The organism is Marinobacter santoriniensis NKSG1 (assembly GCF_000347775.1).
GTDB lineage: Bacteria > Pseudomonadota > Gammaproteobacteria > Pseudomonadales > Oleiphilaceae > Marinobacter > Marinobacter santoriniensis.
The window spans coordinates 52,844-76,455 of record NZ_APAT01000018.1 but is presented as its reverse complement, the minus strand read 5'-3'; the positions used below and the strand labels follow the sequence as shown (position 1 = coordinate 76,455).

Here is a 23,612-nt window from a genome sequence, read left to right as displayed (position 1 = left end):
GGCCGTTCAGGCTGTCAGCGTTCCATCCCGGTAATCCCGCAGTGCCTGTTCGATTTCCTCACGGGTGTTCATGACGAAGGGCCCGTACTGGACCACCGGTTCACCGATGGGCTTGCCCGCGATGAGCAACAGTCTGGCTCCCGTATCGCCGGCGGTAACGGTCACTTCGTCGCCGTCGTCCAGAACGCTGGCGGCGCTGAGAGGAAGCACCTCCCCGCCAACGCCGGCACTGCCCTCATACAGGTACAACAGGGCGTTGTGGCTGGCAGGGACGGGCAGGGTCGCGCGGCCCCCGGCCTCGAGGACAAGATCGGCATAGACAGGCTGGGTGCTGCGATCACTGACAGCGCCCAGGACCCGCTCGCCTGACATCACCAGGTCACCGGCAATCAGCTTCAGTCGCCCGCCCGGGAAGGTCACCTCCGGGATGTCTTCCGGCTGGATATCCCGGTAGCCGGCCCTGGTCATCTTTTCCGCCGCGGGAAGGTTCAGCCAGAGCTGGAAGCCGCGCATGGTGCCCTCTTCCTGTTGTGGCATCTCTGAATGAATGATGCCGCTTCCCGCCGTCATCCACTGGACACCACCATTGCGCAGGTTTCCGCGGTTGCCGAGATGATCCTCGTGGAGCATGTGCCCCTCGATCATGTAGGTGATCGTCTCGAAGCCCCGGTGCGGGTGCGACGGGAAACCGGCAATGTAGTCCCGGGCATCGGACGATCCGAATTCATCCAGCATCAGAAAAGGATCAAGCCGAACCGTCTGCTGTTGTCCCAGTGACCGCTTGATGCGAACGCCGGCCCCGTCGGATGTCTCCGCGCCAGGGATGATCTGTTTGAGCGTACGTTCAGTCATGGTGAACCTCCTGTGTTGAGGTGATTCGCGATGTCACGCGGTCAGAGTTTCAATGTCGCGGTCCGCCCGGTCCAGTGCTCGCTGTTTCTGGTCGTCGCCCAGGTTCAAACCTTCAGCATAGACAAAGTGGACGTCCTTGAGTCCTATGAAACCGAGAAACGACCGGATGTAGGGTGTTTGCGAGTCGTTGGGGGTCCCTGCGTAGATCCCGCCCCTGGCCGACAGCACGTAGACCGGACGATCCTCGAGCAGGCCTACCGGCCCGTTCTCGGTATACCGGAAAGTGACTCCTGCCCGGGCAATGTGGTCGAAATAGGCCTTCAGCGCGGAGGGAATGCCAAAGTTGTACATGGGGACTCCCATGACGATGACGTCGGCTTCTACAATTTCATTGATCAGGGAATCTGAATAATCCACGATCCGCTGCTGATCCCCATCGCGGCTGTCCTGGCTGGCCAGAAAAGCGCCAAACCGCGAGGCATCCAGGTGGGGCACGGGATCGGCAGCGAGGTCCCGGTGGATCGTCCGGAAATCCCCGTGGGTTTCACGCAGCTGCTGCAGGGTCCGGCTGACGAGTTGTGAGGATTGGCCATCTTCGCCAAAGATGCTGGCGGTAATAACAAGGATGGTTTTCATGTTCAATGTCTCCTGAATTCGGTAAATCCGATGTGTTGAGACTATTGAACTGCGTTTCGGGTCGGGAAGAAATCGGAGAAAACTGGAGGGTATGTTCAGAAAATTTGATGCAGGAACCGGCGCGCCGTCGGCGCGCCCGAACCGCATCGGAAAGCGCTATTCCACGTTGCGGGAATAGAAGATCTCGAGCATTTCACGCCGCAGGCGTTCTTCGATGGATTGGGCCTCGCCCGGACCGAGGTCGCTGGCATTCACGCCGAACACGTAATTGTCCAGTTTGAAATCCTTGAGCATCATCTTGGTGTGGAACAGGTTCTCCTGGTACACGTTGACGTCGATCATCTGATACGCGTTCTGGGTATCCTCGGTCAGGTAATTCTGGATCGAGTTGATGTCGTGGTCGATGTAATGCTTGGTCCCATCCACGTCGCGGGTGAAACCGCGAACCCGGTAATCCACCGTGACCACATCGGAATCGAAGCTGTGGATCAGGTAGTTGAGCACCTTCAGGGGTGAAATCAGGCCACAGGTCGACACATCGATATCGGCCCGGAACGTGCTGACGCCGTCGTGGGGATGGCTCTCCGGGTAGGTGTGAACCGTGACGTGGCTCTTGTCGAGGTGGGCCAGGATCGTGTCCGGAAGAGGCCCCGGTGACTCCTCGTTGTCCGTCTCACCATTACCGACTTCGTGTTCGGCAATCAGCATGGTCACGGACGCCCCGTGGGGTTCATAGTCCTGGCGCGCGATGTTGAGAACATTGGCGCCGATGATCTTGACCACGTCGGTCAGGATCTGGGTCAGACGCTCGGCGTTGTACATCTCATCGATGTAGTCGATGTAGGCTTCGCGTTGTTCTTCGGTCTGCGCGTAACAGATATCGTAAATATTGAAACTCAGGGATTTGGTCAGGTTGTTGAAACCGTGCAGCTGGAGTTTGGTTTCCATGCTCAGCCCCTCCGGACATTGGAGATGAATGACTGCAGGACCGTTGGCGCTTTCGGTGTCCTGCCGAGGCCGCCACCGACTACTGACCCGGTGAATCCGTTGTTCACCTTTTGCGCAGACCGGCGGAGAAGGCGCGTATTATGCACACCGCAAGTGGTGTTGAATAGTATTTGCAATGACATTTTAGCATCCGTAATTCCCGCCGGAATGACGCACCTGCAGGCCGGTCAGGCAGGGTCACGGATTTCATAGCTGTGCGTGATCTCCACGCCCGCTTTGCCCAGCATGATGGAAGCCGAACAGTATTTCTCCGCTGACAGGCTCACCGCCCTCTTGACCAGGTTTTCCTTCAGGCTATGTCCGGTAACCACGAAGTGCAGGTGAATCTTCGTGAAAACGGCGGGGACAGCGTCTGCCCGTTCTGCCTCAAGCTCGGTATGGCAGGCGGTGACGTCCTGACGACTCTTCTTCAGGATGCTCATGACGTCAAACGCGGAACAACCACCGACGCCCATCAGCAGCATCTCCATGGGCCGGGGGCCGAGGTTCTCACCTCCGTGATCCGGTGGCCCATCCAGCTGAATGCTGTGACCACTGCCACTGGTGGCCTTGAAACTGGCATTGCCGGTCCAGTCGACGGTTGCTTTCATGGTTTGGCGGTCTCCGTAAGTCAGGTCTGGTTGAAGGCGGATGCTAGCACAGTCGGCTCCGGGGAACAGCCGTCGCCGGATCCCGCAAAGTTGCCGCATGAGGTGCTTTCCGGTTGCCCGAAACAAGGCTTCTTGTTATAAGTTGGCGTGTTTTTCAAGAAAAATGACAGAACCCGCAGGGAAAGCCGGGTTAAATAACAAACATCGGAACCCGCCAGTTTTTGAGGAGGCATGACTCGCACTATGGCCACTATCGTCAAGCCGGTTGAGCAGAAAACCAAGCACCTGGACTACTTCCTGTCGCAGTGTCATCGTCGGCGTTACCCAGCCAAGAGCACCATTATCTACGCCGGAGACAAGAGCGACTCCCTGTTTTACATCGTCAAGGGCTCTGTGACGGTCATTATCGAAGACGATGATGGTCGTGAAATGATCATGGCCTACCTGAACGCCGGAGACTTCTTCGGTGAAATGGGCCTGTTCGACAACATGGACTCCCGAAGTGCATGGGTCAAGGCCAAGACCGAGTGCGAGGTAGCCGAAATCAGCTACACCAAGTTCCGGGAAATTGCCCAGCAGGATCCGCGTGTGCTGTATTTCATTGGCGAGCAGATGGCCTCTCGCCTGCGCCAGACAACCCGCAAGGTCGGTGATCTGGCGTTCCTCGATGTGACCGGGCGGGTCGCACGCACCTTGCTCGACCTCTGCAAGGAGCCGGATGCCATGACCCATCCCGACGGTATGCAGATCAAGATCACCCGGCAGGAAATTGGTCGCATCGTCGGCTGTTCCCGGGAGATGGTCGGTCGCGTGCTCAAGACCCTCGAAGACCAGGGTCTGGTCCGGGTCAAGGGCAAGACCATGGTGGTCTACGGCACCCGCTGAGTCCCGGGGGCGGGTGCCGGACCCGCCCTCAGCTTCCTTTCAATGCCTGCTCCAGGCTGATGGTCCGGCTCCTGACCGCCTCGAAGCCCCGGTCAAGAAAACGGGCCGCATCGCGGACGGTCGTTTCAGGCAGTTCTTCCATGGGTATGTGTCCCGCTGAGGGATAGACAATCAGTTGTGCCTCAGGAATGTCTGCCATCCACTTCCCGGCCAGCGATACCGGCACCCAGTTATCCTCCCCACCCCACATCAGCAGCGTCTCCGCCGTGATCCGTTTGAAAGGCGGGGGATCAAAGTTCTCGGCGCGGGCTTCAATCATCTTCAAGGTCCGGATATACAGGGGCTTGGCGCCGGGGCGCTGGTTCATCTGTACGTAGCGCACGTAATCCTTTTGCTGAATCCTGTCGGCATCTCCGTAAACCCAGTCCAGGTTGAGCGTTACCGCCCAGGCTGGCTGGATGTAGTTTCCGATAAAGGCGACGGGTGGAAAGGTCGCGAGGCCGAGAATCCAGGGGGTATCCTGAGGGTAGCCAAAGGGATCGAGCAGGATCAGTCGACTGACCCGGCCGGGGTTGCGAGCGGCGTATCGCGCGGCGATGTAGCCACCCAGTGAATTGCCGGCCAATGAGACGCTGTCCAGGTCCAGTTTGTTGACGAACGCTTCAAAGGCGTCAAGTGCGCTTTCTTCGTCGAAATCGTCCGGGTTTTCCGGTCCTCCGGTGAGACCATAACCCGGCATGTCCAGAGCGATCACCCGGTGGGTTTTGGCAAGTTCTCCGACCCAGCCGTCCCAGGTCTGAAGTGCTGAGAAGATGCCATGCATCAGGATGACCGGATCTCCGGAACCCCGGTCCTGATAGTGAATGGTGTAGCCTTTCACCCGGACAAACCGCGAGTACTCATTGGTATACCGTGCCTTCAGATCGTCCAGCGGCATGCTGGTGAAACCGGCCCAATTGCTCAGGGTGGGAGTGGCCTTCATGGACGCGCCAATGGCCGAGCAGCCCGAGCCCGCGACGGTCAGGATAAGCAGGGTCAGCAGCGTAAGAAGACGCTGAATAAATGGTGAGTGGTTGGTTCGCATGGGCATTCCCTCGCTGATGAATCAGGACCGCGAGAGTTACAGTCATTGCCGGAAGAGACATTGACGCCACTGCCCGACGCAGGGCGTCAATGGGCTATTTCAGGGGGCGCTTGCCGGATTTGGGTGCTGGGTCACAAAATTCCGGATTGCCTCGACCACCTGGTCGGGCGCGGTAAGTGGCGCCCAGTGTGGCGCGTCCAGTTCAACCCGGGTCAGTTTCCCGGTCCACCGAACCAGCTGATCAAACAGCTGGGGCCCCACATAGTTGTCGTGGCTGGGGAGCAGAACCTGGACCGGACAGTTGGCATAGCGCTTGGCCGGATTGATCAGGTGTGCCAGAAAGTTCGCGCGATACAGTTTGACGCCAAACCGACCATCGGCCTTTTGCAATGGACTGAACCGGGCATCGGTAACGCCTTCGTGTTTTTTCAGGATGTCCGGCCACAGGCGATCCAGTCCGGATTGCCACAACGCTTCCGGAACCACGGGTATCTGGAACAGGAAAACGTACCATGAGCTGGCCAGTTGCCTGAGTACCCGCAATGTGCCACCACCCTTGAAGTCCCGAACCTGATCGCGCAGCCAGAACCCGACGTGATCCAGGCTGGGGCCCGAGATGGATGTGAACGACAGGATGCGCGATGTGAGTGGACCATGGGTGACCGATTCCCAGCTCTGAATGGAGCCCCAGTCATGTGCTACCAGGTGAAAGGGGCGGCCCGGAATCAGCGTTTCGACGACGGCCTCAAGATCCTGACTGAGCAGCGGCAGTCGGTAGTCCCGGGTGCGTCCGGGTTTGTCTGACAGGCCTGCGCCGCGGACGTCATAGCGAACAATAAAGAAGTCGCGGGCCAGTTCGGGAACGACTCTGTCCCATACCCGGTGGTTATCGGGATACCCATGCACCATGACCAGGGCGGGGTTTCCGGGATCGCCGTTGGTAACGGCGTGCAGTTGGATGTTGCCACTGGCGATTCGATGTTCTGTGCCGTTCATGGTTTGGATCAGCCTGACAATGGGTTGAAATGTCAGGAGCAGGGTACTCCGCCCTTGCGGATTCGAAGAGGGCCAAAGGGGCCATAAACCGCGCTCTACGGACACCTCAGTCGACGATGGCAACCGACTTGATCTGCATCCAGACCGGTTGGCCCGGCGTCAGGCCGAGGGTATGAACCGAACGGCTGGTGAGCCTGGCCAGGAAAGGCGTGGACCCGGCCATCAGGCGGACCATCGAGGTGCCCGGAGCGATGTCGGTGACAATATCATCGACGGTCGCCGGCAGCAGATTCTGGATGCTCTGGTCCGGTTGGCGGGTGAGGGCGATACTGACGTCCCGGGCCAGGACCTGGAGACGGGGCCGGCTGCCAACGGTCATGCGGTCATCGGTTCGGAGCCAGAGTTCGCCACCGTCAAACTCGGCCCGGGCCAGATGCCAGGTGTCATCGCGCTCGGAAATGCGGGCAGTCAGAATCACACCCGCGTCCTCTTCCAGTCCAAAGCGCTGGTCTGGCCGAGCCAGCGTGGCCTGCAGCGGGCCTTCGTCGACGACCTGCCCCTGGTCCATGATCACGATGTGATCGGCCAGACGCGCCACTTCGGACACCGAGTGGGAAACGTAGAGGATTGGCATGGCCAGCCGGTCACGCAAGTTCTCCAGATAGGGGAGGATTTCCTGTTTGCTCCGCTGGTCCAGTGCCGACAGGGGTTCGTCCATGAGCAGCAGTCGCGGGCTGGTCAGGAGGGCACGGGCAATGGCGACTCGTTGACGTTCTCCACCGGAGAGTCCGGCCGGCATGCGCGTGAGAAGTCGGGCCAGCCCCAGCCAGGAGACGACATCGTCGAACGACAGAGCCCGGTCGGATTCGGGGATCCGGCGATAACCAAACTCCAGGTTTCGCTTGACCGACAGATGGGGGAACAGGGTGGTGTCCTGAAACACATAGGCCAGTGGGCGCTGGTGGACCGGCAGATGGACCTTTGAATCCTGCCAGACCTCGCCATTGACCGAGAGGGAGCCGGCACAGGTCTGGAGCCCGGCGATACAGCGCAACAATGTGGTTTTGCCGCAGCCGGAGTGGCCAAACAGGGCGGTCAGCCCGGAGCCCGGCATGGACAGGTGTGCGTCGAGGCGGAAGCCGGGAAATTCGCACAGGAAGTCGAGATCAATACGGCCGGTCATCGGACCATTTCCGCGCGCGGACGCCCTTTGAGGGCATACAGACTTACCAGTACGACGAAGGAGAAGGCGACCATCGAGGCGGCCATCCAGTGGGCCTGGGTATACTCCAGGGCTTCTACGTGGTCATAGATCGCGACCGACAGAACCTTGGTCTCGCCGGGAATGTTGCCACCAATCATCAGCACGACACCGAATTCGCCAATGGTATGGGCGAAGGTCAGCACCCCGGCGGTCAGGAAGCCGTTGCGGGCCATGGGGACGACGACCGTGAAGAAACGGTCCAGCGGCGATGCCCGCAAGGTGGCTGCGGCTTCGAGAAAGCCCGCATGAACTGATTCAAAGGCGTTCTGGAGCGGCTGCACGGTGAAAGGCAGGGAGTACAGCATGGATGCAACCACCAGCCCTTCGAACGTGAAGGGCAGAAGGCCGATGCCCAGTTTCTCCGTCAGTTGGCCAACGACGCCCTCCGGCCCCATGACCAGGAGCAGATAGAAGCCGAGGACGGTTGGTGGCAGTACCAGCGGCAAGGCGACCACGGCGGCAATCGGCTGACGCAGCCAGTGTTTGGTTCTGGCCAGCCACCAGGCGATCGGCGTACCGACGACCAATAGCAGAAGCGTTGTCAGTCCGGCCAGCTTGAGCGTCAGCCAGGCGGGTTCCCAGTAGGTCTCGATCATTGGCCCTTACCAGTCACTTCAGGCCCTCATACCCGTACCCTTGAATGATACCGGTGGCTTCCGGGCTTTTCAGGAAGTCGAGCCAGGCCTGTGCTGCCGGGTTCGTCTTGCCCCGGTCAAGCAGGATCGCCTGTTGCTCGAGAGGGGCGTAATAGGATTGCGGGACCAGCCATTGAGTCCCCGCCTGGCCATCCCAGGACCTGATCTGGGACAGAGCGACAAATCCGGCGCCGGCGTTCCCGGAGGCAATAAACTGGAAGGCCTGGGCGATCGAGTCCCCCCGGACGATTCGGTGTTGCAGCGAATCCCAGAGATTCATGGATTTCAGCGCCTGCCTGGCGGCAAGCCCGTAAGGCGCCGTTTTAGGATTCGCGATGGCGACCCGGGCAAGTGCCGTCGATGCCAGGAAAGTTTCCGGTTTCTCGAACGCGTTTGCCTCGGGTGTCCAGAGCGCCAGTTTTCCGATGGCGTAGGTGAACCGGGTGCCGGCTACCGCCCGTCCCTCGGTCTCGAGAAGTCGCGGGCGTCTGGCGTCGGCCGCGAGGAAGACGTCGAACGGGGCCCCGTTCCGGATCTGGGCGTAGAGTTTCCCGGTTGACCCGAAGCTGGCGGATGCCCGGTGGCCGGTTCGGGTCTCGAATGCGGTGATCAGGGCGTGTGTCGTGTCGGTAAAGTTTGCAGCGACGGCGATGCGGACCTCGCCGGCAAACCCCGGAGAGCCTGTCACGAGCAGGATCAGGAAGACAACGGTCCGGAACAGCGGAGAGGAAACCGCTGGTGCGTCAATGCGTACCATCAGGCTGTCGTTGGAATCGGGTTGTCATCGGTTGCACTGGTGTTGGAAGCCTGGCGCCGACAAAGGGAGTACAGGTAGTTGGTCACCTCGGCAGCATTCACTTCGTTCAGCATTTCGTGTCGGCCTTCCTCGAAGAGTCTGAGAGTCACTGTCTGAATACCCGCCTCGCGAATGGCCTGGAAATGGGTGCGTATGCCCGCGCCCATTTCGCCGACCGGGTCCCGGCTTCCGGCAAACAGGTGAACCGGCAGATCCCGTCGCCAGGTTTTCGGATCGATGGAAAGCATACCACTTATGAAATCATGCCACAGGCCGACAGAACATTCGAACCCACAGGAGGGATCGGCAATGTATTGGTCCACCTGCTCCGTATCGCGGCTGAGCCAGTCGTAATCGGTGCGGTTGGGCTGAAACTGGCGGTTGAATTTGCCGAAGGTCAGTCCCGCGATCAGGCGGCTGCGATGGTGTCGTCCCCGGAATGCCCGGATCAGGCTCACCAGGAACCGGGAAGGCAGCAGTTCACCCCGGTTGATTCGATTGGTGGCGCTGAGAATCAGGGTGTCGATGTCGGAGCCATATTGCTGGGCCACGCTCTGCGCGATGAACGAGCCCATGCTATGGCCCAGAAGATTTACCGGCAGGCCCGGAAAGGCCTGCCGGCTGTGGAGAATGACCCGGTGCAGGTCATCGGTCACTTTGTGCCAACCCTGCGCGTCACTGTAGTGCCCCCTTTGGTCCGCCGGGCATTCGGGACCGTGTCCCCGATGATTGCAGGCCACCACGGCTATTCCATGCTGTGCCATCCAGCGGGCCAGCTCCAGGTAGCGGCCGGCGTGTTCGGCCATGCCGTGGGCAATGACAAGGACGGCTTCGGGGTTTGCCGGGGCGACGAGGGTGCCCTTGATGGATCTGCCGTCGTCGGCCTCAATACTCAGAGTGTCTTCGTTCATGGGGGCTGTTTTCATCCATTGATGCCGGCCTTTCCCATTCCGGCGGCTTCCAGAGGTGTTTGAGTCGTGACCATAATCCGCCAGGCCGGGCCATGTCGCGGAACAGGTCCACGTATTCGTGAGTCCAGAGGACAATAAGATTGTTGGAGTGCACCGGACGGGTAATTCCGTATCGGGGTGGATCCTGGGCATCTTCGTCGACGAAGGTGCCGAACAGTCGGTCCCAGAGTATCAGTGTGCCGCCGTAATTCCGGTCGATGTATCCCGGGTTGCGCCCGTGGTGGACGCGGTGGTGGCTGGGGGTATTGAAGACCTGCTCGAGCCAGCCAGGCAGTCGTCCGACCAGGGTGGTATGGATGAAAAACTGGTACACCAGTGAGAAGGCGTAGGCCACACCGATCCAGACCGGATTGAAGCCGATCAGCGCCAGTGGCAGGTAGAAGATCCACATACCGTTGAAAATATTGGTGGCATTCTGGCGCATGGCGGTGGAAAAGTTCATCCGTTCGGACGAGTGGTGTACCACATGAGCGGCCCAGAACCAGCGCATCCGATGGCTGGCCCGGTGCATCCAGTAGAAACAGAAATCCACCCCCAGGAAGGTTCCGAAAGCGGTGAAGGCGTTGAGCTCCAGGTCAAACAGTCTGTGGTGGTAACAAAACGCATAGAGAGGAAACGCGATAATGCCGGCGAACAGCAGTTCGGTGACCTGGTAGCCAGCTCCGAGGGCAAAATTCCGGATGGCCTCCCGGGTATCCATCAACCGGGGATCGTGTCGTATCCGGAGATATTCCCAGAAGGCGACGGCAATAAAAACCGGGGTTGCAAACACGAAGATAAGCTGGCGCTCGTCCAGCGCCAGCCAGGGTGCGATCATGTGCCACAGGGGCAGCAGCCCACTGTTCTGCAGCACGTTTTGCATCATGTCGATCAGGGTCATAGCCGTATCCGCAAAGGGTCTTGTTGTCAGGTTATGGTGCCACAATCCCCGGTCCGCGCGGTGTCACATTACGCCAATGCCGATGGCCCATTGCGACACGGTCTGAGTCAGTTCCCCCGGTGTTTCAGATAATGCTCCCGTAGCGGTGCGATGCTCGGCTCCATGCGCGTGAGCCAGTCGCGCATGGGGGGCAGAAGTTTCTGCTGTGCAGGCCATGGCACTGGGTATTGGCGGGGCTGGAACAAGGGGGCGAACAGGGCGCCCGCTGCAAGATCCGCCCGCGATAGCCGGTCGCCCACGAGGAAGGGACGTCGCCGGTAATGTTCCGCCAGTTCCGTTAGCAGGGATTCCATGATTCGCTCAGAGGCATCCGCGGTTTTCTGATTGATTTTCATCCACTGGCGCATGGTTTCATCGACACGGCTGAACGCCAGGCTCAACAGCCAGCGATTATAGAAAGGCGTGCCCGCGGCCAGCATCGGAATGACCCGCTTGGGGCGCTGCAAAAGGTAGTGGTAAGACCAGCAGCGCACGGCAGGGCCGGCCTCTTCGTCGAGGCGATGTTCCCAGTCCAGGGCCTGTTGACGTTGTTCCGGGTCATCGGGCGTCAGGGAATGCTCTGGAAAGCTTTTATCAAGGTGATCGATGATGGCGGCTGAGCCCTGCACAATTTCGCCGTCGTGATCGAGGACCGGAACCGACGTTGCCTTTCCGGTCAGCGAGCGGATCGGGCGAATGTGTTGGCCCGGCAACAGGTTGATCGTCTCGTAGCGGACGCCCTTGTAATCGAGCGCCCATCGGATTTTCTCGCAGTAATGGGAAATGGCGAACTGGTAGAGCCTGACTGTCATGATGTATGTCTTCCTGACCTTGAGAGAGCTCTACCATACCGTCGAACCGACGTTTTCAGAAGTCCCGGCAGGTCCTGCCGGGACTTCTGTCACCTAGAGGGCAGGGACTTCAAGCGTCGAAGCCCGGTTGTTGCTGAACTCGAAGCCGACCGATGTGGTGCCCTGGTCGGGGTACTTGTAGAGCAGATCCCGGGAGTCGATGACCAGTACCAGACGGTCGCCTGCGGGAATATCGTAGGCGGTTGCGACCAGGTCAATGTCCAGTGTCAGGCTCTGGCCCGGTGTGGTCTCAGGCACTGTAATGGGGGCATGGGTGATGAGTTTGCCGGTGCCTGTCCAGTCCATGTCGTAGAGGTACGCGACCAGTTGCAGGTGATCGGATTTCGGAGTCACCTGGACCGTGGTTTCCGGGATCCCCCGAATTTTCAGCGGAGAACCGAGTTTGGGCGTCTGGAACCAGATGCTCCGGTCACGTCCCAGCGTCAGGATGGGCGCCACCACCGGCACATTGACCTGTTCGAAGAGCTGGGAAGCCAGCGGGATACCTGTATCTGCCAGGGTTCCTGCCCAGGAGCTGATCCATTCGGTCTTTCCGAACCAGCTCTGATAGGGCGTGTCGCTGAGCTCGCCCTGGCTGAACCAGGTGCGGGGGTGGAGGTACCAGCGCCGGGTTTGGGTTGCAGGTACCGGAAAGTCTGCGAAGCCTTCATAGCGGTTGCTCAGCTTTATTTTCATCTGCACGGGGGGTTGTCCTTCCATGGCGTCGGGTTGGCCTTTCAGGTAACGATCAAACCATCGCTGGACGTTATTCCACACGTGGGTATTGCCGTCACCGATCATACCGACGATCTCTACCGTGGCGTGGGTGCCGGGTTGCAGATCAATGTGTTTCGGTCCGCTCAGCTGATGGAACAGGCGCAGGGGGCTATTGGGCTGGAACAGGTTGTCGCCCCAGTTGTTGGCCATGTACACCGCGGTCCCATTGGCGTTCAGCTGATCGACGACGGACAGCGGCGAACGCCGGTTGGCCCAGGCGATGGTCGTATCGACGTCCTGCTGGTGGAGGATGTTCTGCCAGAGTTCATTGATGATCGGATCCGGATGCCCGATCAGTTCGCCGGTCAGGGTCAGCAGTTCGCCCCAAACTAACCGCGGGGTTTGTTGGCCATACAGCGCCTCGGCCAGGTTGCCCCAGCCGCTCATGGCCGCGACAGCGCGGACCCGGGGATCGTGGGCGGCACCGAGAAGGCTGAGCCCCGCACCGTAGGAAATGCCGGCTGCACCAATGGCAGAAGGGTCGACGGGCGTGTTCGTGATCAGCCAGTCCACGACGGCACTGAAATCCGTCATGTCCTTCGGCCCGGCGGTGTTGATCAGGCCGCCGGATTTGCCCCAGCCGCGGCTGCTGTAGCTCAGGACGATGTAGCCCTGCTCGGCCAGCCGACCGGCCGCGGTCAGGTATTCATACTCGTTCAGGCCCCAGCTGTTCACGAAGATGATGGCCGGATAGCTGGATTGGCCGGAGGTCGGGATAAAGACATTGGCTTCCAGGTTGACGCCATCATCAGCGTAGATCACCACGTCGTCGTTGGTGGTGTAGGCATCGGAGACTGGAAACAGCGGCTGGTTCAGCACCCCGGCGACCAGCGAGGCGGTCGGAAAGAGCGCCGATTCACCGGCGCTGGCACGATCCGCCGGGAGGATAAACAGAAAAAGCAATAGGCAGGGTATCAGTGCCCTGACGAGGGATTGTTTCATCATCATTCAGCCTTTCGTTGTTTTTGGATAGAGGCTCGGCCCTTTAGCAGGCCGGTAAGGGATTGTGCTTCTTTACTGCGGAAAGCGGGTCCAGTGTAGAGACATCGCCAGATCCTACCCGGATGCCGGTCACATCCGGGCTTGTCCGTTGATGCCAACTTTCGGGGTAGTGCTTGTCTTCAATCGTTTACAGGGTGTCGAGGTGTTTTACAGAATTTTGCATACGATTTTTCGGAAACGTTTCCAACTTATTGATGTTTTGAAAAAAAATCCGGGTTGGCAGGATTTCCGCTTAGTTGATGATTGCAACAAATTGAACCTTAGAGAAGGAGTTCAGGTATGAACAAGCGATGGATGTCTGGCGCAGCCGGTGTGGCTGCCGCCGTTTTGATGAGTTCGCCGGCAGTGGCGGTACCCACCACGGCGGACGTGGTGTTTCTGGTGGACGAATCCGGCTCGATGTCGGGTGAGCACAGCTGGCTGGGGAACATGATCACCGGCCTGGAATCCGGGCTGACCGCGCAGGGTGTCGGTACCTCCGATGCCAACCGTTACTCACTGATTGGGTTTGGTGGATCCGGAAGTCATTATCCTCCGAATCCCCACGATATGGATGCAGGCACTACCGGTGTCCAGGAGTGGGGCAGTGCCACTGAATTCTCGACCGCCACCGGAACCCTGACGACGGGCGGGGGAACGGAGGATGGCTGGAACGCCATCGACTGGGCCCTGAACAACCTTTCCTATCGATCCGGCGCGGCGGTGAACTTCATCCTTGTCACCGATGAGGATCGGGATAACACCAACGGTGCCCTGAACAAGACGGGATTGTTGTCCGGACTCAGCCGCCTCAATGCCCTGTTGAATGTCGTCGTTGATAACTCCTTTGGGTGTGGTGCGCCATCCGGGGCGATCGGTGTAGACAGCGCTAAAAACGGCTTCGAGGCCGATGGTTCCGGTGGTTATACCGAATGTGAAGGTCTGGGTGTGATTGGCTCCGGCTATGGAACCACTGAATCAGACTACGTTGACCTGGCGTTGCAATCCGGCGGTGCCGGCTGGGATCTGGGCATCCTGCGCAGCGGCGGTGATAACGCTACCTCGTTCACCAAGGCCTTTGTGGATATCAAGGTACAGGAAATTACCGAACAGCCCCCGGTCTCTGTACCGGAGCCAGGCACCCTGGCGTTGCTTGGTCTGGGTTTGACCGGTCTGGCATTCCGTCGTAAAAAATCCTGACAAACCCCGTCCAACCGGAGTCGCCTTTTTGGCGGCTCCGGTTATCCGCTTTCCCACCTGTGCATTCCTGTCTAGAATTGGCGCCGTTAACCGATCGAGATAGGGATATCCAAATGCAATGCCTTCGAACTCTCCGTACCGCGTGCGTTTTTGCCGCGGCTCTTGCGCTTGTCGCCTGCGCATCACTCATGCCGGAAAAGTCGTCATCGAATACCTATAGCTGTGGTCAGCTGGATATTCGTGTCGCAGAAACCGATGCAGGATTGCTGGGCATCGATTTTGCGGATCAGCGCCTGCTGCTCAAGCCTGTGGAGAGCGCGTCCGGAGCGCTTTATGCGGCCCCGGATAACCCGAACACCCGGTTCTGGAGCAAGGGCGAGCGAGCGTCGCTGACCATTGATGGCGAGCGTTACCCCGAGTGTCTGGAACCTGGTGCCATTGAAGAACCGTTTGAAGCCCGCGGTAACGAGCCCTTCTGGCGGGTGCAGGTGGCTGGGGGCCAGTTGACGCTTGAACGACCCTATGAATCGACGACCCCGTTGCGTCTGGACGCGGAACTCGAGCAATCGGGTCGCCATGGCAGGACGTTTGTCGCTGAAGGTTCCGGTGTCCGGGTGAAACTCAGCGTTGCCCGGCAGCTCTGTAACGACACCATGTCCGGGAGCCAGTATCCGGTGCAGGCGCACCTGACCATTAATGGCGAGGCTTTCGAGGGCTGTGGCGGCGATCCCGAACGCCTGTTACGAGGCGTGGACTGGGTCGTCGAGACAATCGATGGAAGCCCTGTTATGGACCGGACCCGGGTGACTGTCCGGTTTCTTGACCAACACCGGGTCGCGGGAAGGTCCTCCTGCAACCGCTATACCGGACGCTACCATCTGACGGGTGAGGGGCTGACGCTCGGCTCACTCGCATCGACACGAATGGCGTGTGCGCCATCGCTCATGAACCAGGCGCATCGTTTTCAGGAATTGCTGGGTCAGGTAAACCGGTTCCGCATCGGAACGCGCGGTGAGCTCAGGTTGCTGGCGCCTGATGGTCGGGCTATTGTCGCTCATCGGAGTTCGGATGGTTCTATACCGTAGCGAGCTACGATCTGATCAAATCGACCGGACGCCTTCAGAGCACGAATACCCTCGGAGAGCTGCTCTGCCCGTTTTTGGGCGGTCGCTTTGTGAGGGGAAAATGCGACGTATATCGGAGACTCATATAGCGGACCCGCACTCCGAAGGCGCGTCTCGGCCGGGCGTTCCCTCATGGTCCAGTTCATCACTTCCCGGTCTTCCGGAAACACATCCGTCCGCCGTTCCCAGACCAGTTGAATGGCACGATTCAGCGGCGAGGGCCCTGACAGGATCAGGATTCGTTCCGGCTCGTCCTGATGGGCCTTGATATAGGCATCAAGATCGGGCGAATAGGAATAACCATTGATAGCCAGCAGTGTCTGGTCCCGGAGGGATCCGGTACCGGTGTACATCCAGGTGCTGTCCGGGTGTGTAAACAGCTCGATCCGGGAATAGCCGGCTGGCTCAGTCGGAAACAGAAAGCCCGGGGCGTCGCCGGTGAAAGCGCCGATAACGCCATCAACGTCCCCCGCCTCGGCCTGGTAGAGTGCCCGGGCCCAGCTCATGTTGATGTACTGAACGGTCACGCCTACTCGAGCAAAGGCTTCTCTGGCAATGTCGACCATGTAGCCTTCCGCTTCGGAGCCAGCTTCGCAATTGTGAGGACACCACGGATCGGCTGCCAGTACCACGAGGGAGTCGGGTGTTTCCGCAGCGTTTGCGGCAGGCGCTGCCAGTGCGGTGTCTGATTCCGGAGTTTCGGGTACAGCGGCAGGTGGGTCCTTGGGAGAACAGGCGGTGCACAGCAGAAGCAGAAAAAGAACCAGGGGCTTGAACATGAGCAGGAACCAAAAGCCACACTCCGGGCGGCGAATACTTCAAGCATAGCCGCCCGGAGGGGATTTGTAACCTGCCGATTGGTTATCGGCCCTTTTGGCGGGACTCCGAGGCTGCCGCCAGGGGCACCAGGGCCCGGGTGAGTTCTTTCATGCTCAGATCGCCGACCGTTTCGCCATCCCGCACGACCCGGAAGGTCAGATTGGTGTCACCGCCGGACAGGGATAGCACGGACTCCAGATTGTCCTTCTCGGAGATATCGCCGGCATAGTCCTGTGCGTCGCCGCTGGGCTCTTTCATCACCGATCGGACACGCAGTACCCGGGCCCGGTTGATGTCGGAAATGAAGTCCACAATGTAGGGATCCCCGGGATTCAGCAGGATGTCCTGGGGGTCACCCTGCTGCACGACTTCGCCGTCCTTAAGAATGACAAGGTGGTCCGCGAGTTTCAGAGCCTCATCCAGATCGTGGGTGATGAAGACAATGGTTTTCTTGAGCTCTTCCTGAAGCTCAAGCAGAAGATCCTGCATGTCGGAGCGGATCAACGGGTCCAGGGCAGAGAAGGCCTCGTCCATCAGCATGATCGGCGAGTTCGAGACCAGCGCCCGGGCGATGCCAACCCGTTGCTGCATGCCCCCGGAGAGTTGATGCGGATACTGGTGCTCGTTGCCTTCCAGCCCCACTCGCGCGAGCCATTTTCGGGCTTCATGCTCGAAGTCGGCGGTGGAGACTCCGCTGACGTCCATGGCCATACCTGCGTTTTCCAGGACGGTGCGATGGGGCAGCAACGCAAATTTCTGGAACACCATGGACATTTTCTTGCGCCGTAGCTCGCGCAACTGGTTTTCGTTAAAGGAAAGAACGTCCTCCCCATCCACGCGGATTTCTCCGGCGGTCGGCTCAATCAGCCGGTTGAGATGGCGGATCAGCGTCGACTTGCCCGAGCCTGAGAGGCCCATGATGACGGTGATTTCGCCATCGTGCATGTCGACGTTAATGTCCCGCAGGCCAAGAACGTGGTTGTGCTTTTCCAGCAGTTCGGCCTTGCCCATACCCCGGCGCACATACTCCAGGGCAACGTCGGGTGTCGGACCGAAGATCTTGTACAGATTCTTGATAGAAATCTTTACATCAGAAGTCACGGGGCGTCCTCACTGTTTCTGTGCCGCGTTGATACGCGCCAGGGAAGCTTTGGTAACCCGATCAAGGATAACCGCCAGAATCACGATACCGAGGCCGGACACCAGGCCAACACCCAATTCCAGATTCCGGATGCCTTTCAATACGAGTACGCCCAGGCCCGGAGCGGATACCAGTGACGCGATGACGACCATGGCCAGGCTCATCATGATGGTCTGGTTCACACCAGCCATGATGTTGGGCAGTGCCAGGGGGATCTGGACCTTGTAGAGCTTTTGCCAGGGCGTCATGCCGAAGGCATCGGCGGCTTCGATGACCTCTTTGTCCACCAGTCGGATACCGAGGTTGGTCAGCCGGATGACCGGCACGATGGCATAGAGAATGATGGCGATGCCGTAAAGCTTGGATTCGGTCACGCTGAACAGGAAAATCAGCGGGATCAGGTAAACAAACGGAGGCAACGTCTGCAGCATGTCCAGTATTGGAATGGTCATGCGCTGCATAACATCACTGCGGGACATCGCTATCCCTATCGGGACACCCACCAATACGCACAGGAACGCGCAGACGAAAATAATAGAGAGCGTCTGCATCGCATAATCGTAATAGTCGATGAAAGCGAGCAGGACGATGCTGCCGGCAACGAAGGACACCAGCTTCCATGACTTGGTGACAAAAAAGACCACGGCGAGCAGGACCGGGATAACGATCCACCAGGGCGTGTGCAGCATCGTGTAGAGCGCGCCGTCCAGAGACCAGCTCAGTGGTTGGGTGATCGGATCAAGCACCAGGCTCAGATTGTCCTTGATCTGCAGAAACCCGTCTTCGAGGCCCTTGGTCAGATCGCGGGACTGTGGCCAGGCTGAACAGGATTTGTGTAGCGCATCCAGGGATGGGAACGGCAGGTCCCAGATGGAGGTGACTTCGGTACCGTCTCCACCTTTGGCTTTGGACAGCAGCTGGGCCATGGACATGGGCGAGCTGCTTTGGCCCTGGGAACACCAGTCTTCCAGCCCCAGGGCGGAAAATACGAAATCGTAGGTAGCCATGATTGTTCTGATTCCCGTCGAACCATCGACCGGACGAGGGGCGAACGGTCGATGGATAGGTTAGAGGGTGGCGGCCGGCAGCCACCACCCTGGCTGGGAGGGTTGGCTCGTTACTTGTTGAGCAGGCTGGACAGATTCTTTCTGGCAGAATCGTTCAGCCAGCCGGACCAGACGTCCGGGTTGTTGCTCAGGAAGTGGACCGTGGCCTCTTCAGCCGACGCGTTATTCTCACTCTTCCATGCAAGGATACCGCTCATGGTTTCGGTCTTGAAGGTCATCTTGCTGAGCATGTCGGCCACTTCAGGATGCTGCTTCTTGAAAGTGGTCGTGACCGAGGTCAGTACCGGCGCTGCCGGGAAGTCGGACACGCCCGGGTTCGGATTGTCCGGGGTCTGGTTCGCCTTGTGGACCTTTGGCTTGATGTCGCCGATTTTGACGCGGGTCATGTCGTACTTGCCCAGCGGTACGGTCGGCCCCCAGTAGTAGCCGAACCAGGGCTTGTGGTCCTGAACCGCAGAGGCCATGGAGGTGGCGAGGGTTTCACCGGAGCCGTGGTTGAACACCTTGAGGCCTGAGGATTCCAGATCCAGAGCGCGGATCAGGTTGTCATTGACCACGCGACAGCCCCAGCCATCCGGGCAGTTGTTGAACGTGCCGCCGACCCACTCAGGGTGCGCCATCACGCCTTCAATGGTTTTAAGCTCCGGATGTTCCTCGGCCAGATAGGTGGGAATCCACCAGCCCTCGACACCGCCTGGATCCAGAACCTTGCCCAGCCGCTCGACCTTGCCCTGATCTTCCAGACGCGTATAGGCCTCACCGGCGGAATTCAGCCAGAGCTCGGTAACGATGTCCGGTTCACCGTTTTCGGCGACGGAGGTCACTGCAGGCACGGTATCAGACGGCACGACAGATACTTTGCAGCCGTAACCCTGTTCCATGATGAATTTGGCCGTGTTGGTCACGACGGCTGCGGAAGCCCAGTTCATCTCGGTGATGGAGACTTCGCCACAGTCACTGGCGTGGGCGAATCCGGGAAGAGCGGCTGCGCACAGCAGGGCCGCGGAAGTAAACTTTTTCATGGTCACTTCTCCTGTTCGGTTGGTGAGGTATTGAAAAGTTTCAGAAAATTACGGACAAGCAATCCTGATGGATTGAAAGCGAGGGGATACGACAAGGCTTCGAGTACGTTGTTCAAAACGACGGATTCCGAAAGCATTGACCTCTAAGGATAAGGATAATGAAGATTCGTTCAAGGTTTTCTGCGAAATCCGTCGTTTCAATGGGCAGATTTAATGTCGGTGTCAGCGCTTTGTAGCATTTCGCTGGTAGCCTCTGCGGCTTGTCGACCGGAGGTGTAAATGACGGAATTACGGAACCTGACCCCACACCGGGTGATTCCTGCGGAACAGGCTCGGCGCGACCGGCAGCAGCGGGGCCGGTTGCGGACCTTTCTGCCCGAGCTGGTCGATCTCGAACGCCTTCTTGCAGAGGCTCCGGGGAGCGTCACAACTCGCGTTGCCGACTACGCCGGTGTGAGCGATATGACCTTGCCGATCTATCGGGTGGACATTGGCTCTGAACGGGAGGATGCACCCGCGGTTCTCCTGGTCGGAGGCGTCCATGGACTCGAGCGCATCGGCTCTCAGGTTGTGATTGCCTGGCTGGGCACCCTGATCAGCCGAATGGGGTGGGACCAGTCCCTGCTCCGGCTGCTCGAGGATATCCATATTACCGTCCTGCCTATCCTCAATCCCGGAGGGATGTATCTGAACCAGCGCAGCAACCCGAACGGCGTCGACCTGATGCGGAACGCGCCGATCAAGGCGCAGGAGCGAAGTACGTTCATGCTGGGTGGACAGCGGTTTTCCCGTCACCTTCCCTGGTATACGGGAGCGCCGGAAACCGGGATGGAAGTCGAAAATCTCACCCTGGAATCGGTCATCCGGGAACTCTTGCCGGACCGGCCATTCAGCGTGGCGCTGGATTGCCACAGCGGTTTTGGCTGGCAGGACCAGATCTGGTTTCCCTATGCCTATCGTCGCCGGCCCATGCGCGGGATCGCATCGGTACTGGCCCTGAAACTGATCTGGGAGCAGGCCTACCCCAACCATGACTACCGATTCGAGCCCCAGTCCCGGCACTATCTGACCCATGGCGATCTTTGGGACTATTTCTACAAGCAGATCAATCGAGACAGCAATGGCATTTTCCTTCCACTGACCCTGGAAATGGGATCCTGGCGCTGGATCCGGAAGCGGCCCCGGCAGCTGTTCCGGCTGGATGGTTTCTTCAATCCTTTGGTACCCCATCGTCATCGACGAGTCCTGCGCAGCCATCTCGCCTGGATCGACTTTCTCCTGCACGCGGCGGCCAGCCATCGACACTGGTTGCCGGATCCGGCATCCGAGTCCATGCTGAGGGAAGCGGCCATCATGCACTGGTATCGGGATACGAACTAGTATGGACTGGATTCTGTTGCGCGGTCTGACGCGGGAACAGGCCCACTGGGGCGATTTCCCGCACCAGCTGGGGGCCGCGTTCCCGGAACATCGGTTCCATACCGTCGATCTGCCCGGCACCGGGGTCCATTTTCGTGAACCCAGCCCCGATGCGATCCAGGGAATTCGCCGCCAGGTCTGTCGGAGCGTCTCGCACATGCCACGCCCCTTCAGCATTCTGGCGCTATCGATGGGAGGGATGGTCGCGCTGGATTGGGCGCAACACGCGGATCCCGGCGAAATCCAGCATCTGGTCCTGGTCAACACCAGCTCCGGATTCAGCCCACCCTGGCATCGTATGCGACCCGCCAGCTGGCCAAAGATTCTGAGGTTACTGGCCCGTCGGGAGTTATTCGAGCGCGAGCGGGATATCCTGCGCCTGACCTCCAACCGACCGGTGCCGCTGGAACTGGCGAAACGGTGGTACAGCATCCAGCGTCAGCGACCGGTAAGTCGGGGCAATGCCTACCGCCAGCTCAAGGCGGCTGCCCGTTACACGCCCGCCGGATCCAGGCCATTGCCAGACGCGTTGCTGCTGGCGAGCCAGGGCGACCGCATCGTGAACTGGCGTTGCAGCGCAGACATCGAGTCCCGTTGGCAGTGGACACTGAAACTCCATCCGGATGCCGGCCATGACCTGCCCCTCGATGATCCCGGCTGGATTCTGAAGCAGCTGGAGAGCTGGTTGCCGGACGCTTAACGGTTGCTTGACGCAACTCTTTTTTCCGGTCAGGCTTTGGTCTGCCTCACTGCCCTGCAAGGGCCCATCTGATGTCCGGAAGGAGTTAAAAACAATGAAAATTTTTGAAACCAAGACGGCTCCCAATCCCCGTCGAGTGCGGATGTTCATGGCCGAGAAAGGGCTGTTGGACAAGGCCGAGTTCATCGAGATTGACTTGCAGAAAGGTGAAAACCTGACCCCGGAGTTCGTTGCCCGCAATCCTATGAAAAAGGTGCCGGTAATGGAGCTCGATGATGGTACCTGTATCGCCGAAACCATGGCGATTTGTCGTTATTTCGAGGAGAGTTTCCCGGACACCCCGAAGCTGCTGGGTGAAACACCCCTGGAAAAGACTCTGGTTGAGCAGTGGTTGCGTTGGATCGAGCTGTATTTTTTCATGCCGACGGGGATGTGCTTCCAGCATACTACCGGCTATTTCAAGGATCGCATGAATCCGATCAAGGAGTGGGGCGAGGAATGCGGCCAGAGTATCGAGAAATTCATGCATTTCCTCGATAAGCACCTGGAAGGAAAAGAGTTTATCTGTTGTGACCGGTTCACGGCCGCGGATATCAATGCGTTCACGACGGTTGCGTTTGCCAAGGTGGTCAACGTCCGTATCAAGCCGGAGCAGACTCACCTGCAGGCCTGGTACGACCGGATCAAGGAGCGCCCCTCAGCTAGGGCCTGATACTCCCGTCAGTCCGATGTGGTGACTGCCTTGGAGGCGGGCGCCAGAATTGCGCGGTTCCGGCCGGTGTCCTTGGCCTGGTAAAGCGCCTCGTCGGCTCTTTTGATCAGATTTTCCGGGTGTTGTTCGCCATGGAAGCGGGCAACGCCCAGGCTGATGGTCTGGCGAATCAGGCCCCTGTCAGTGGGAATCGGGGTGTCAGCCAGGGCCCGCCGGATTTTGTCGGCGACGGTCATGGCGTTCTCGACCGTTGTCTCGGGCAGCATGATCAGTATCTCCTCGCCACCCCAGCGGCATACGACATCTTGCTGACGAAGCGAGGCTGTCACGCGTACGGCGGTCTCACGCAAGACCTGGTCTCCGACGTCATGACCATACCGGTCATTGATATGCTTGAAGTGGTCCAGATCTGCGAGGATGACACTCAGGGGATAACGCTTGCTGCGTCGACTCCGGTTCATCTCATGACGAATCAGGGGCAGGAAGGCATGACGGTTCATCAGGCCCGTGAGCTGATCCGTTGTGGCGAGCTGCCGAAGTGATTGCTTGGTCAAGAACTGATTGATCGAGAGGTTTCGCAGTGCCTCACTGGTCAGAAAACCGATGATCACCATGATCATCGGGCCAAACAGGAACGGCATCAGGTCACTCAGCGGCACCCTCAGATAAAATGCGGCGCCTGCAAACAGGGCCAGAGGCACGCCGATCTGTATCATCCAGTCCCTGAAGCCCCGCGTGGACATGAGTGTGACGCCGAACAGACTGATCATCAGGCCGTCGGTGATCTGGTGAAGCCCCTCCCGTTTCCAGTAGAAGTAAATGACAAACAGGATGAGGATCATGCCCATCAGGGACATGCTCATCGCGCGAATCAGGATTTTGGGTTGCCACCGGGGCCAGCCAGCATAGTGGCTCAGGAATGTCATCAACAGACTGGCATAAACCGGAATCCGGACCAGGTATTCGAGGGACCATATTCACGGTGTGGAGACTCCCCGAATGCTGTAGCTGAGTTGATAGGCGAGCATGGTGAACAGGATGAGCCAGGCACCCAATATGGCGAGCAGCGCTTCCAGCCGCTGTCGGTAGTCACGGTAGGCCGGTTGCCACTCGCGGGGAATGTCGGGCTGGGTGAATAGCATATCGGGTAAAGAGTTTGCGAA

At 59.1% G+C, this 23,612-nt stretch carries 25 protein-coding genes; 6 read left to right on the top strand and 19 right to left on the bottom strand.

What is annotated here, in order from left to right; all coding sequences use genetic code 11:
- Positions 1-6: 6 nt before the first annotated feature.
- The 4 genes from MSNKSG1_RS12590 to MSNKSG1_RS12575 form a co-directional block, all read right to left on the bottom strand.
- Positions 7-852: a pirin family protein gene (locus MSNKSG1_RS12590; protein WP_008939660.1), complete on the bottom strand. Its 846-nt coding sequence runs from the start codon at positions 850-852 to the stop codon at positions 7-9.
- Positions 853-885: 33 nt separating this feature from the next.
- Positions 886-1,488 carry an FMN-dependent NADH-azoreductase gene (locus MSNKSG1_RS12585; protein ID WP_008939659.1) on the bottom strand — a complete coding sequence of 201 codons (603 nt, stop codon included), beginning with the start codon at positions 1,486-1,488 and terminating at the stop codon, positions 886-888.
- 156 nt (positions 1,489-1,644) lie between these two features.
- Entirely contained in the window at positions 1,645-2,436 is a 792-nt protein-coding gene (gene speD / locus MSNKSG1_RS12580; RefSeq protein ID WP_008939658.1) for an adenosylmethionine decarboxylase, read from the bottom strand.
- Positions 2,437-2,663: 227 nt separating this feature from the next.
- Positions 2,664-3,086, bottom strand: coding sequence for an OsmC family protein (locus MSNKSG1_RS12575; protein ID WP_008939657.1), 423 nt, complete (start codon positions 3,084-3,086; stop codon positions 2,664-2,666).
- A gap of 243 nt (positions 3,087-3,329) precedes the next feature.
- Between MSNKSG1_RS12575 and crp the strand changes: the two genes are divergently transcribed.
- Positions 3,330-3,971 (top strand): cAMP-activated global transcriptional regulator CRP, encoded by a 642-nt coding sequence (gene crp, locus MSNKSG1_RS12570; protein WP_007153756.1) that lies wholly within the window; start codon positions 3,330-3,332, stop codon positions 3,969-3,971.
- 28 nt (positions 3,972-3,999) lie between these two features.
- Here crp and MSNKSG1_RS12565 read toward each other — a convergent pair whose 3' ends face one another.
- The 9 genes from MSNKSG1_RS12565 to MSNKSG1_RS12525 all read right to left on the bottom strand — a co-directional run bounded on the left by MSNKSG1_RS12565 (position 4,000) and on the right by MSNKSG1_RS12525 (position 13,212).
- On the bottom strand, positions 4,000-5,055 hold the full coding sequence (locus MSNKSG1_RS12565; RefSeq protein WP_008939656.1) for an alpha/beta fold hydrolase: 1,056 nt from the start codon (positions 5,053-5,055) through the stop codon (positions 4,000-4,002).
- A gap of 99 nt (positions 5,056-5,154) precedes the next feature.
- A complete protein-coding gene (locus tag MSNKSG1_RS12560) occupies positions 5,155-6,051 on the bottom strand; it encodes an alpha/beta fold hydrolase (protein ID WP_008939655.1) in 897 nt (298 codons plus the stop codon).
- 106 nt (positions 6,052-6,157) lie between these two features.
- Complete coding sequence (modC, locus tag MSNKSG1_RS12555) at positions 6,158-7,234, bottom strand: molybdenum ABC transporter ATP-binding protein (RefSeq protein WP_008939654.1); 1,077 nt, start codon at positions 7,232-7,234, stop codon at positions 6,158-6,160.
- On the bottom strand, positions 7,231-7,911 hold the full coding sequence (gene modB, locus MSNKSG1_RS12550) for a molybdate ABC transporter permease subunit (protein ID WP_008939653.1): 681 nt from the start codon (positions 7,909-7,911) through the stop codon (positions 7,231-7,233). Before modB ends, modC begins: the two co-directional genes overlap by 4 nt.
- Positions 7,912-7,924: 13 nt before the next feature.
- Positions 7,925-8,707 (bottom strand): molybdate ABC transporter substrate-binding protein, encoded by a 783-nt coding sequence (gene modA / locus MSNKSG1_RS12545; protein ID WP_008939652.1) that lies wholly within the window; start codon positions 8,705-8,707, stop codon positions 7,925-7,927.
- Positions 8,707-9,657 carry an alpha/beta hydrolase gene (locus tag MSNKSG1_RS12540; RefSeq protein WP_008939651.1) on the bottom strand — a complete coding sequence of 317 codons (951 nt, stop codon included), beginning with the start codon at positions 9,655-9,657 and terminating at the stop codon, positions 8,707-8,709. Before MSNKSG1_RS12540 ends, modA begins: the two co-directional genes overlap by 1 nt.
- Positions 9,632-10,597 carry a sterol desaturase family protein gene (locus tag MSNKSG1_RS12535; protein ID WP_008939650.1) on the bottom strand — a complete coding sequence of 322 codons (966 nt, stop codon included), beginning with the start codon at positions 10,595-10,597 and terminating at the stop codon, positions 9,632-9,634. Before MSNKSG1_RS12535 ends, MSNKSG1_RS12540 begins: the two co-directional genes overlap by 26 nt.
- Positions 10,598-10,704: 107 nt before the next feature.
- Positions 10,705-11,448, bottom strand: coding sequence for a glutathione S-transferase family protein (locus MSNKSG1_RS12530; protein ID WP_008939649.1), 744 nt, complete (start codon positions 11,446-11,448; stop codon positions 10,705-10,707).
- A gap of 93 nt (positions 11,449-11,541) precedes the next feature.
- Complete coding sequence (locus MSNKSG1_RS12525; protein ID WP_008939648.1) at positions 11,542-13,212, bottom strand: CocE/NonD family hydrolase; 1,671 nt, start codon at positions 13,210-13,212, stop codon at positions 11,542-11,544.
- A 333-nt stretch (positions 13,213-13,545) separates the two neighbouring features.
- Here MSNKSG1_RS12525 and MSNKSG1_RS12515 point away from each other — a divergent pair, with 333 nt between their 5' ends.
- Positions 13,546-14,445: a PEP-CTERM sorting domain-containing protein gene (locus tag MSNKSG1_RS12515; RefSeq protein WP_008939647.1), complete on the top strand. Its 900-nt coding sequence runs from the start codon at positions 13,546-13,548 to the stop codon at positions 14,443-14,445.
- Between the two features lie 113 nt (positions 14,446-14,558).
- Entirely contained in the window at positions 14,559-15,530 is a 972-nt protein-coding gene (locus MSNKSG1_RS12510; RefSeq protein ID WP_040886905.1) for an META domain-containing protein, read from the top strand.
- Here MSNKSG1_RS12510 and MSNKSG1_RS12505 read toward each other — a convergent pair.
- The 4 genes from MSNKSG1_RS12505 to MSNKSG1_RS12490 all read right to left on the bottom strand — a co-directional run bounded on the left by MSNKSG1_RS12505 (position 15,500) and on the right by MSNKSG1_RS12490 (position 19,618).
- Entirely contained in the window at positions 15,500-16,348 is an 849-nt protein-coding gene (locus MSNKSG1_RS12505) for a substrate-binding periplasmic protein (RefSeq protein WP_008939645.1), read from the bottom strand. The two genes, MSNKSG1_RS12510 and MSNKSG1_RS12505, sit on opposite strands and share 31 nt — an antisense overlap.
- Before the next feature lie 82 nt (positions 16,349-16,430).
- Complete coding sequence (locus MSNKSG1_RS12500; protein WP_008939644.1) at positions 16,431-17,489, bottom strand: quaternary amine ABC transporter ATP-binding protein; 1,059 nt, start codon at positions 17,487-17,489, stop codon at positions 16,431-16,433.
- Positions 17,490-17,498: 9 nt separating this feature from the next.
- Positions 17,499-18,536, bottom strand: a complete 1,038-nt coding sequence (locus tag MSNKSG1_RS12495; protein WP_008939643.1) for an ABC transporter permease — start codon at positions 18,534-18,536, stop codon at positions 17,499-17,501.
- A gap of 110 nt (positions 18,537-18,646) precedes the next feature.
- A complete protein-coding gene (locus MSNKSG1_RS12490) occupies positions 18,647-19,618 on the bottom strand; it encodes an ABC transporter substrate-binding protein (protein ID WP_008939642.1) in 972 nt (323 codons plus the stop codon).
- 279 nt (positions 19,619-19,897) lie between these two features.
- On the opposite strand from MSNKSG1_RS12490, the gene MSNKSG1_RS12485 reads away from it, so the two are divergent.
- The 3 genes from MSNKSG1_RS12485 (at position 19,898) to MSNKSG1_RS12475 (ending at position 22,449) form a co-directional block, all read left to right on the top strand.
- Positions 19,898-20,998, top strand: a complete 1,101-nt coding sequence (locus MSNKSG1_RS12485) for a M14 family zinc carboxypeptidase (RefSeq protein ID WP_008939641.1) — start codon at positions 19,898-19,900, stop codon at positions 20,996-20,998.
- 1 nt (position 20,999) lies between these two features.
- Complete coding sequence (locus MSNKSG1_RS12480; RefSeq protein ID WP_008939640.1) at positions 21,000-21,737, top strand: alpha/beta fold hydrolase; 738 nt, start codon at positions 21,000-21,002, stop codon at positions 21,735-21,737.
- A 94-nt stretch (positions 21,738-21,831) separates the two neighbouring features.
- Positions 21,832-22,449: a glutathione S-transferase family protein gene (locus tag MSNKSG1_RS12475; RefSeq protein WP_008939639.1), complete on the top strand. Its 618-nt coding sequence runs from the start codon at positions 21,832-21,834 to the stop codon at positions 22,447-22,449.
- A gap of 8 nt (positions 22,450-22,457) precedes the next feature.
- Here MSNKSG1_RS12475 and MSNKSG1_RS18730 read toward each other — a convergent pair whose 3' ends face one another.
- The gene (locus tag MSNKSG1_RS18730) at positions 22,458-23,375 is read right to left on the bottom strand and encodes a GGDEF domain-containing protein (RefSeq protein WP_051067788.1); all 918 of its coding nucleotides are present in this window, start codon (positions 23,373-23,375) and stop codon (positions 22,458-22,460) included.
- A gap of 51 nt (positions 23,376-23,426) precedes the next feature.
- Positions 23,427-23,591, bottom strand: a complete 165-nt coding sequence (locus MSNKSG1_RS19235; protein WP_160164274.1) for a hypothetical protein — start codon at positions 23,589-23,591, stop codon at positions 23,427-23,429.
- Positions 23,592-23,612 lie beyond the last annotated feature (21 nt).

Coding starts and splice junctions, on each gene's coding strand:
- MSNKSG1_RS12590 (WP_008939660.1), bottom strand. CDS start 852: ATGACTGAACGTACGCTCAAACAGATCATCCCTGGCGCGGAGACATCC.
- MSNKSG1_RS12585 (WP_008939659.1), bottom strand. CDS start 1,488: ATGAAAACCATCCTTGTTATTACCGCCAGCATCTTTGGCGAAGATGGC.
- speD (WP_008939658.1), bottom strand. CDS start 2,436: ATGGAAACCAAACTCCAGCTGCACGGTTTCAACAACCTGACCAAATCC.
- MSNKSG1_RS12575 (WP_008939657.1), bottom strand. CDS start 3,086: ATGAAAGCAACCGTCGACTGGACCGGCAATGCCAGTTTCAAGGCCACC.
- crp (WP_007153756.1), top strand. CDS start 3,330: ATGGCCACTATCGTCAAGCCGGTTGAGCAGAAAACCAAGCACCTGGAC.
- MSNKSG1_RS12565 (WP_008939656.1), bottom strand. CDS start 5,055: ATGCGAACCAACCACTCACCATTTATTCAGCGTCTTCTTACGCTGCTG.
- MSNKSG1_RS12560 (WP_008939655.1), bottom strand. CDS start 6,051: ATGAACGGCACAGAACATCGAATCGCCAGTGGCAACATCCAACTGCAC.
- modC (WP_008939654.1), bottom strand. CDS start 7,234: ATGACCGGCCGTATTGATCTCGACTTCCTGTGCGAATTTCCCGGCTTC.
- modB (WP_008939653.1), bottom strand. CDS start 7,911: ATGATCGAGACCTACTGGGAACCCGCCTGGCTGACGCTCAAGCTGGCC.
- modA (WP_008939652.1), bottom strand. CDS start 8,707: ATGGTACGCATTGACGCACCAGCGGTTTCCTCTCCGCTGTTCCGGACC.
- MSNKSG1_RS12540 (WP_008939651.1), bottom strand. CDS start 9,657: ATGAACGAAGACACTCTGAGTATTGAGGCCGACGACGGCAGATCCATC.
- MSNKSG1_RS12535 (WP_008939650.1), bottom strand. CDS start 10,597: ATGACCCTGATCGACATGATGCAAAACGTGCTGCAGAACAGTGGGCTG.
- MSNKSG1_RS12530 (WP_008939649.1), bottom strand. CDS start 11,448: ATGACAGTCAGGCTCTACCAGTTCGCCATTTCCCATTACTGCGAGAAA.
- MSNKSG1_RS12525 (WP_008939648.1), bottom strand. CDS start 13,212: ATGATGATGAAACAATCCCTCGTCAGGGCACTGATACCCTGCCTATTG.
- MSNKSG1_RS12515 (WP_008939647.1), top strand. CDS start 13,546: ATGAACAAGCGATGGATGTCTGGCGCAGCCGGTGTGGCTGCCGCCGTT.
- MSNKSG1_RS12510 (WP_040886905.1), top strand. CDS start 14,559: ATGCAATGCCTTCGAACTCTCCGTACCGCGTGCGTTTTTGCCGCGGCT.
- MSNKSG1_RS12505 (WP_008939645.1), bottom strand. CDS start 16,348: ATGTTCAAGCCCCTGGTTCTTTTTCTGCTTCTGCTGTGCACCGCCTGT.
- MSNKSG1_RS12495 (WP_008939643.1), bottom strand. CDS start 18,536: ATGGCTACCTACGATTTCGTATTTTCCGCCCTGGGGCTGGAAGACTGG.
- MSNKSG1_RS12490 (WP_008939642.1), bottom strand. CDS start 19,618: ATGAAAAAGTTTACTTCCGCGGCCCTGCTGTGCGCAGCCGCTCTTCCC.
- MSNKSG1_RS12485 (WP_008939641.1), top strand. CDS start 19,898: ATGACGGAATTACGGAACCTGACCCCACACCGGGTGATTCCTGCGGAA.
- MSNKSG1_RS12480 (WP_008939640.1), top strand. CDS start 21,000: ATGGACTGGATTCTGTTGCGCGGTCTGACGCGGGAACAGGCCCACTGG.
- MSNKSG1_RS12475 (WP_008939639.1), top strand. CDS start 21,832: ATGAAAATTTTTGAAACCAAGACGGCTCCCAATCCCCGTCGAGTGCGG.
- MSNKSG1_RS18730 (WP_051067788.1), bottom strand. CDS start 23,375: ATGACATTCCTGAGCCACTATGCTGGCTGGCCCCGGTGGCAACCCAAA.
- MSNKSG1_RS19235 (WP_160164274.1), bottom strand. CDS start 23,591: ATGCTATTCACCCAGCCCGACATTCCCCGCGAGTGGCAACCGGCCTAC.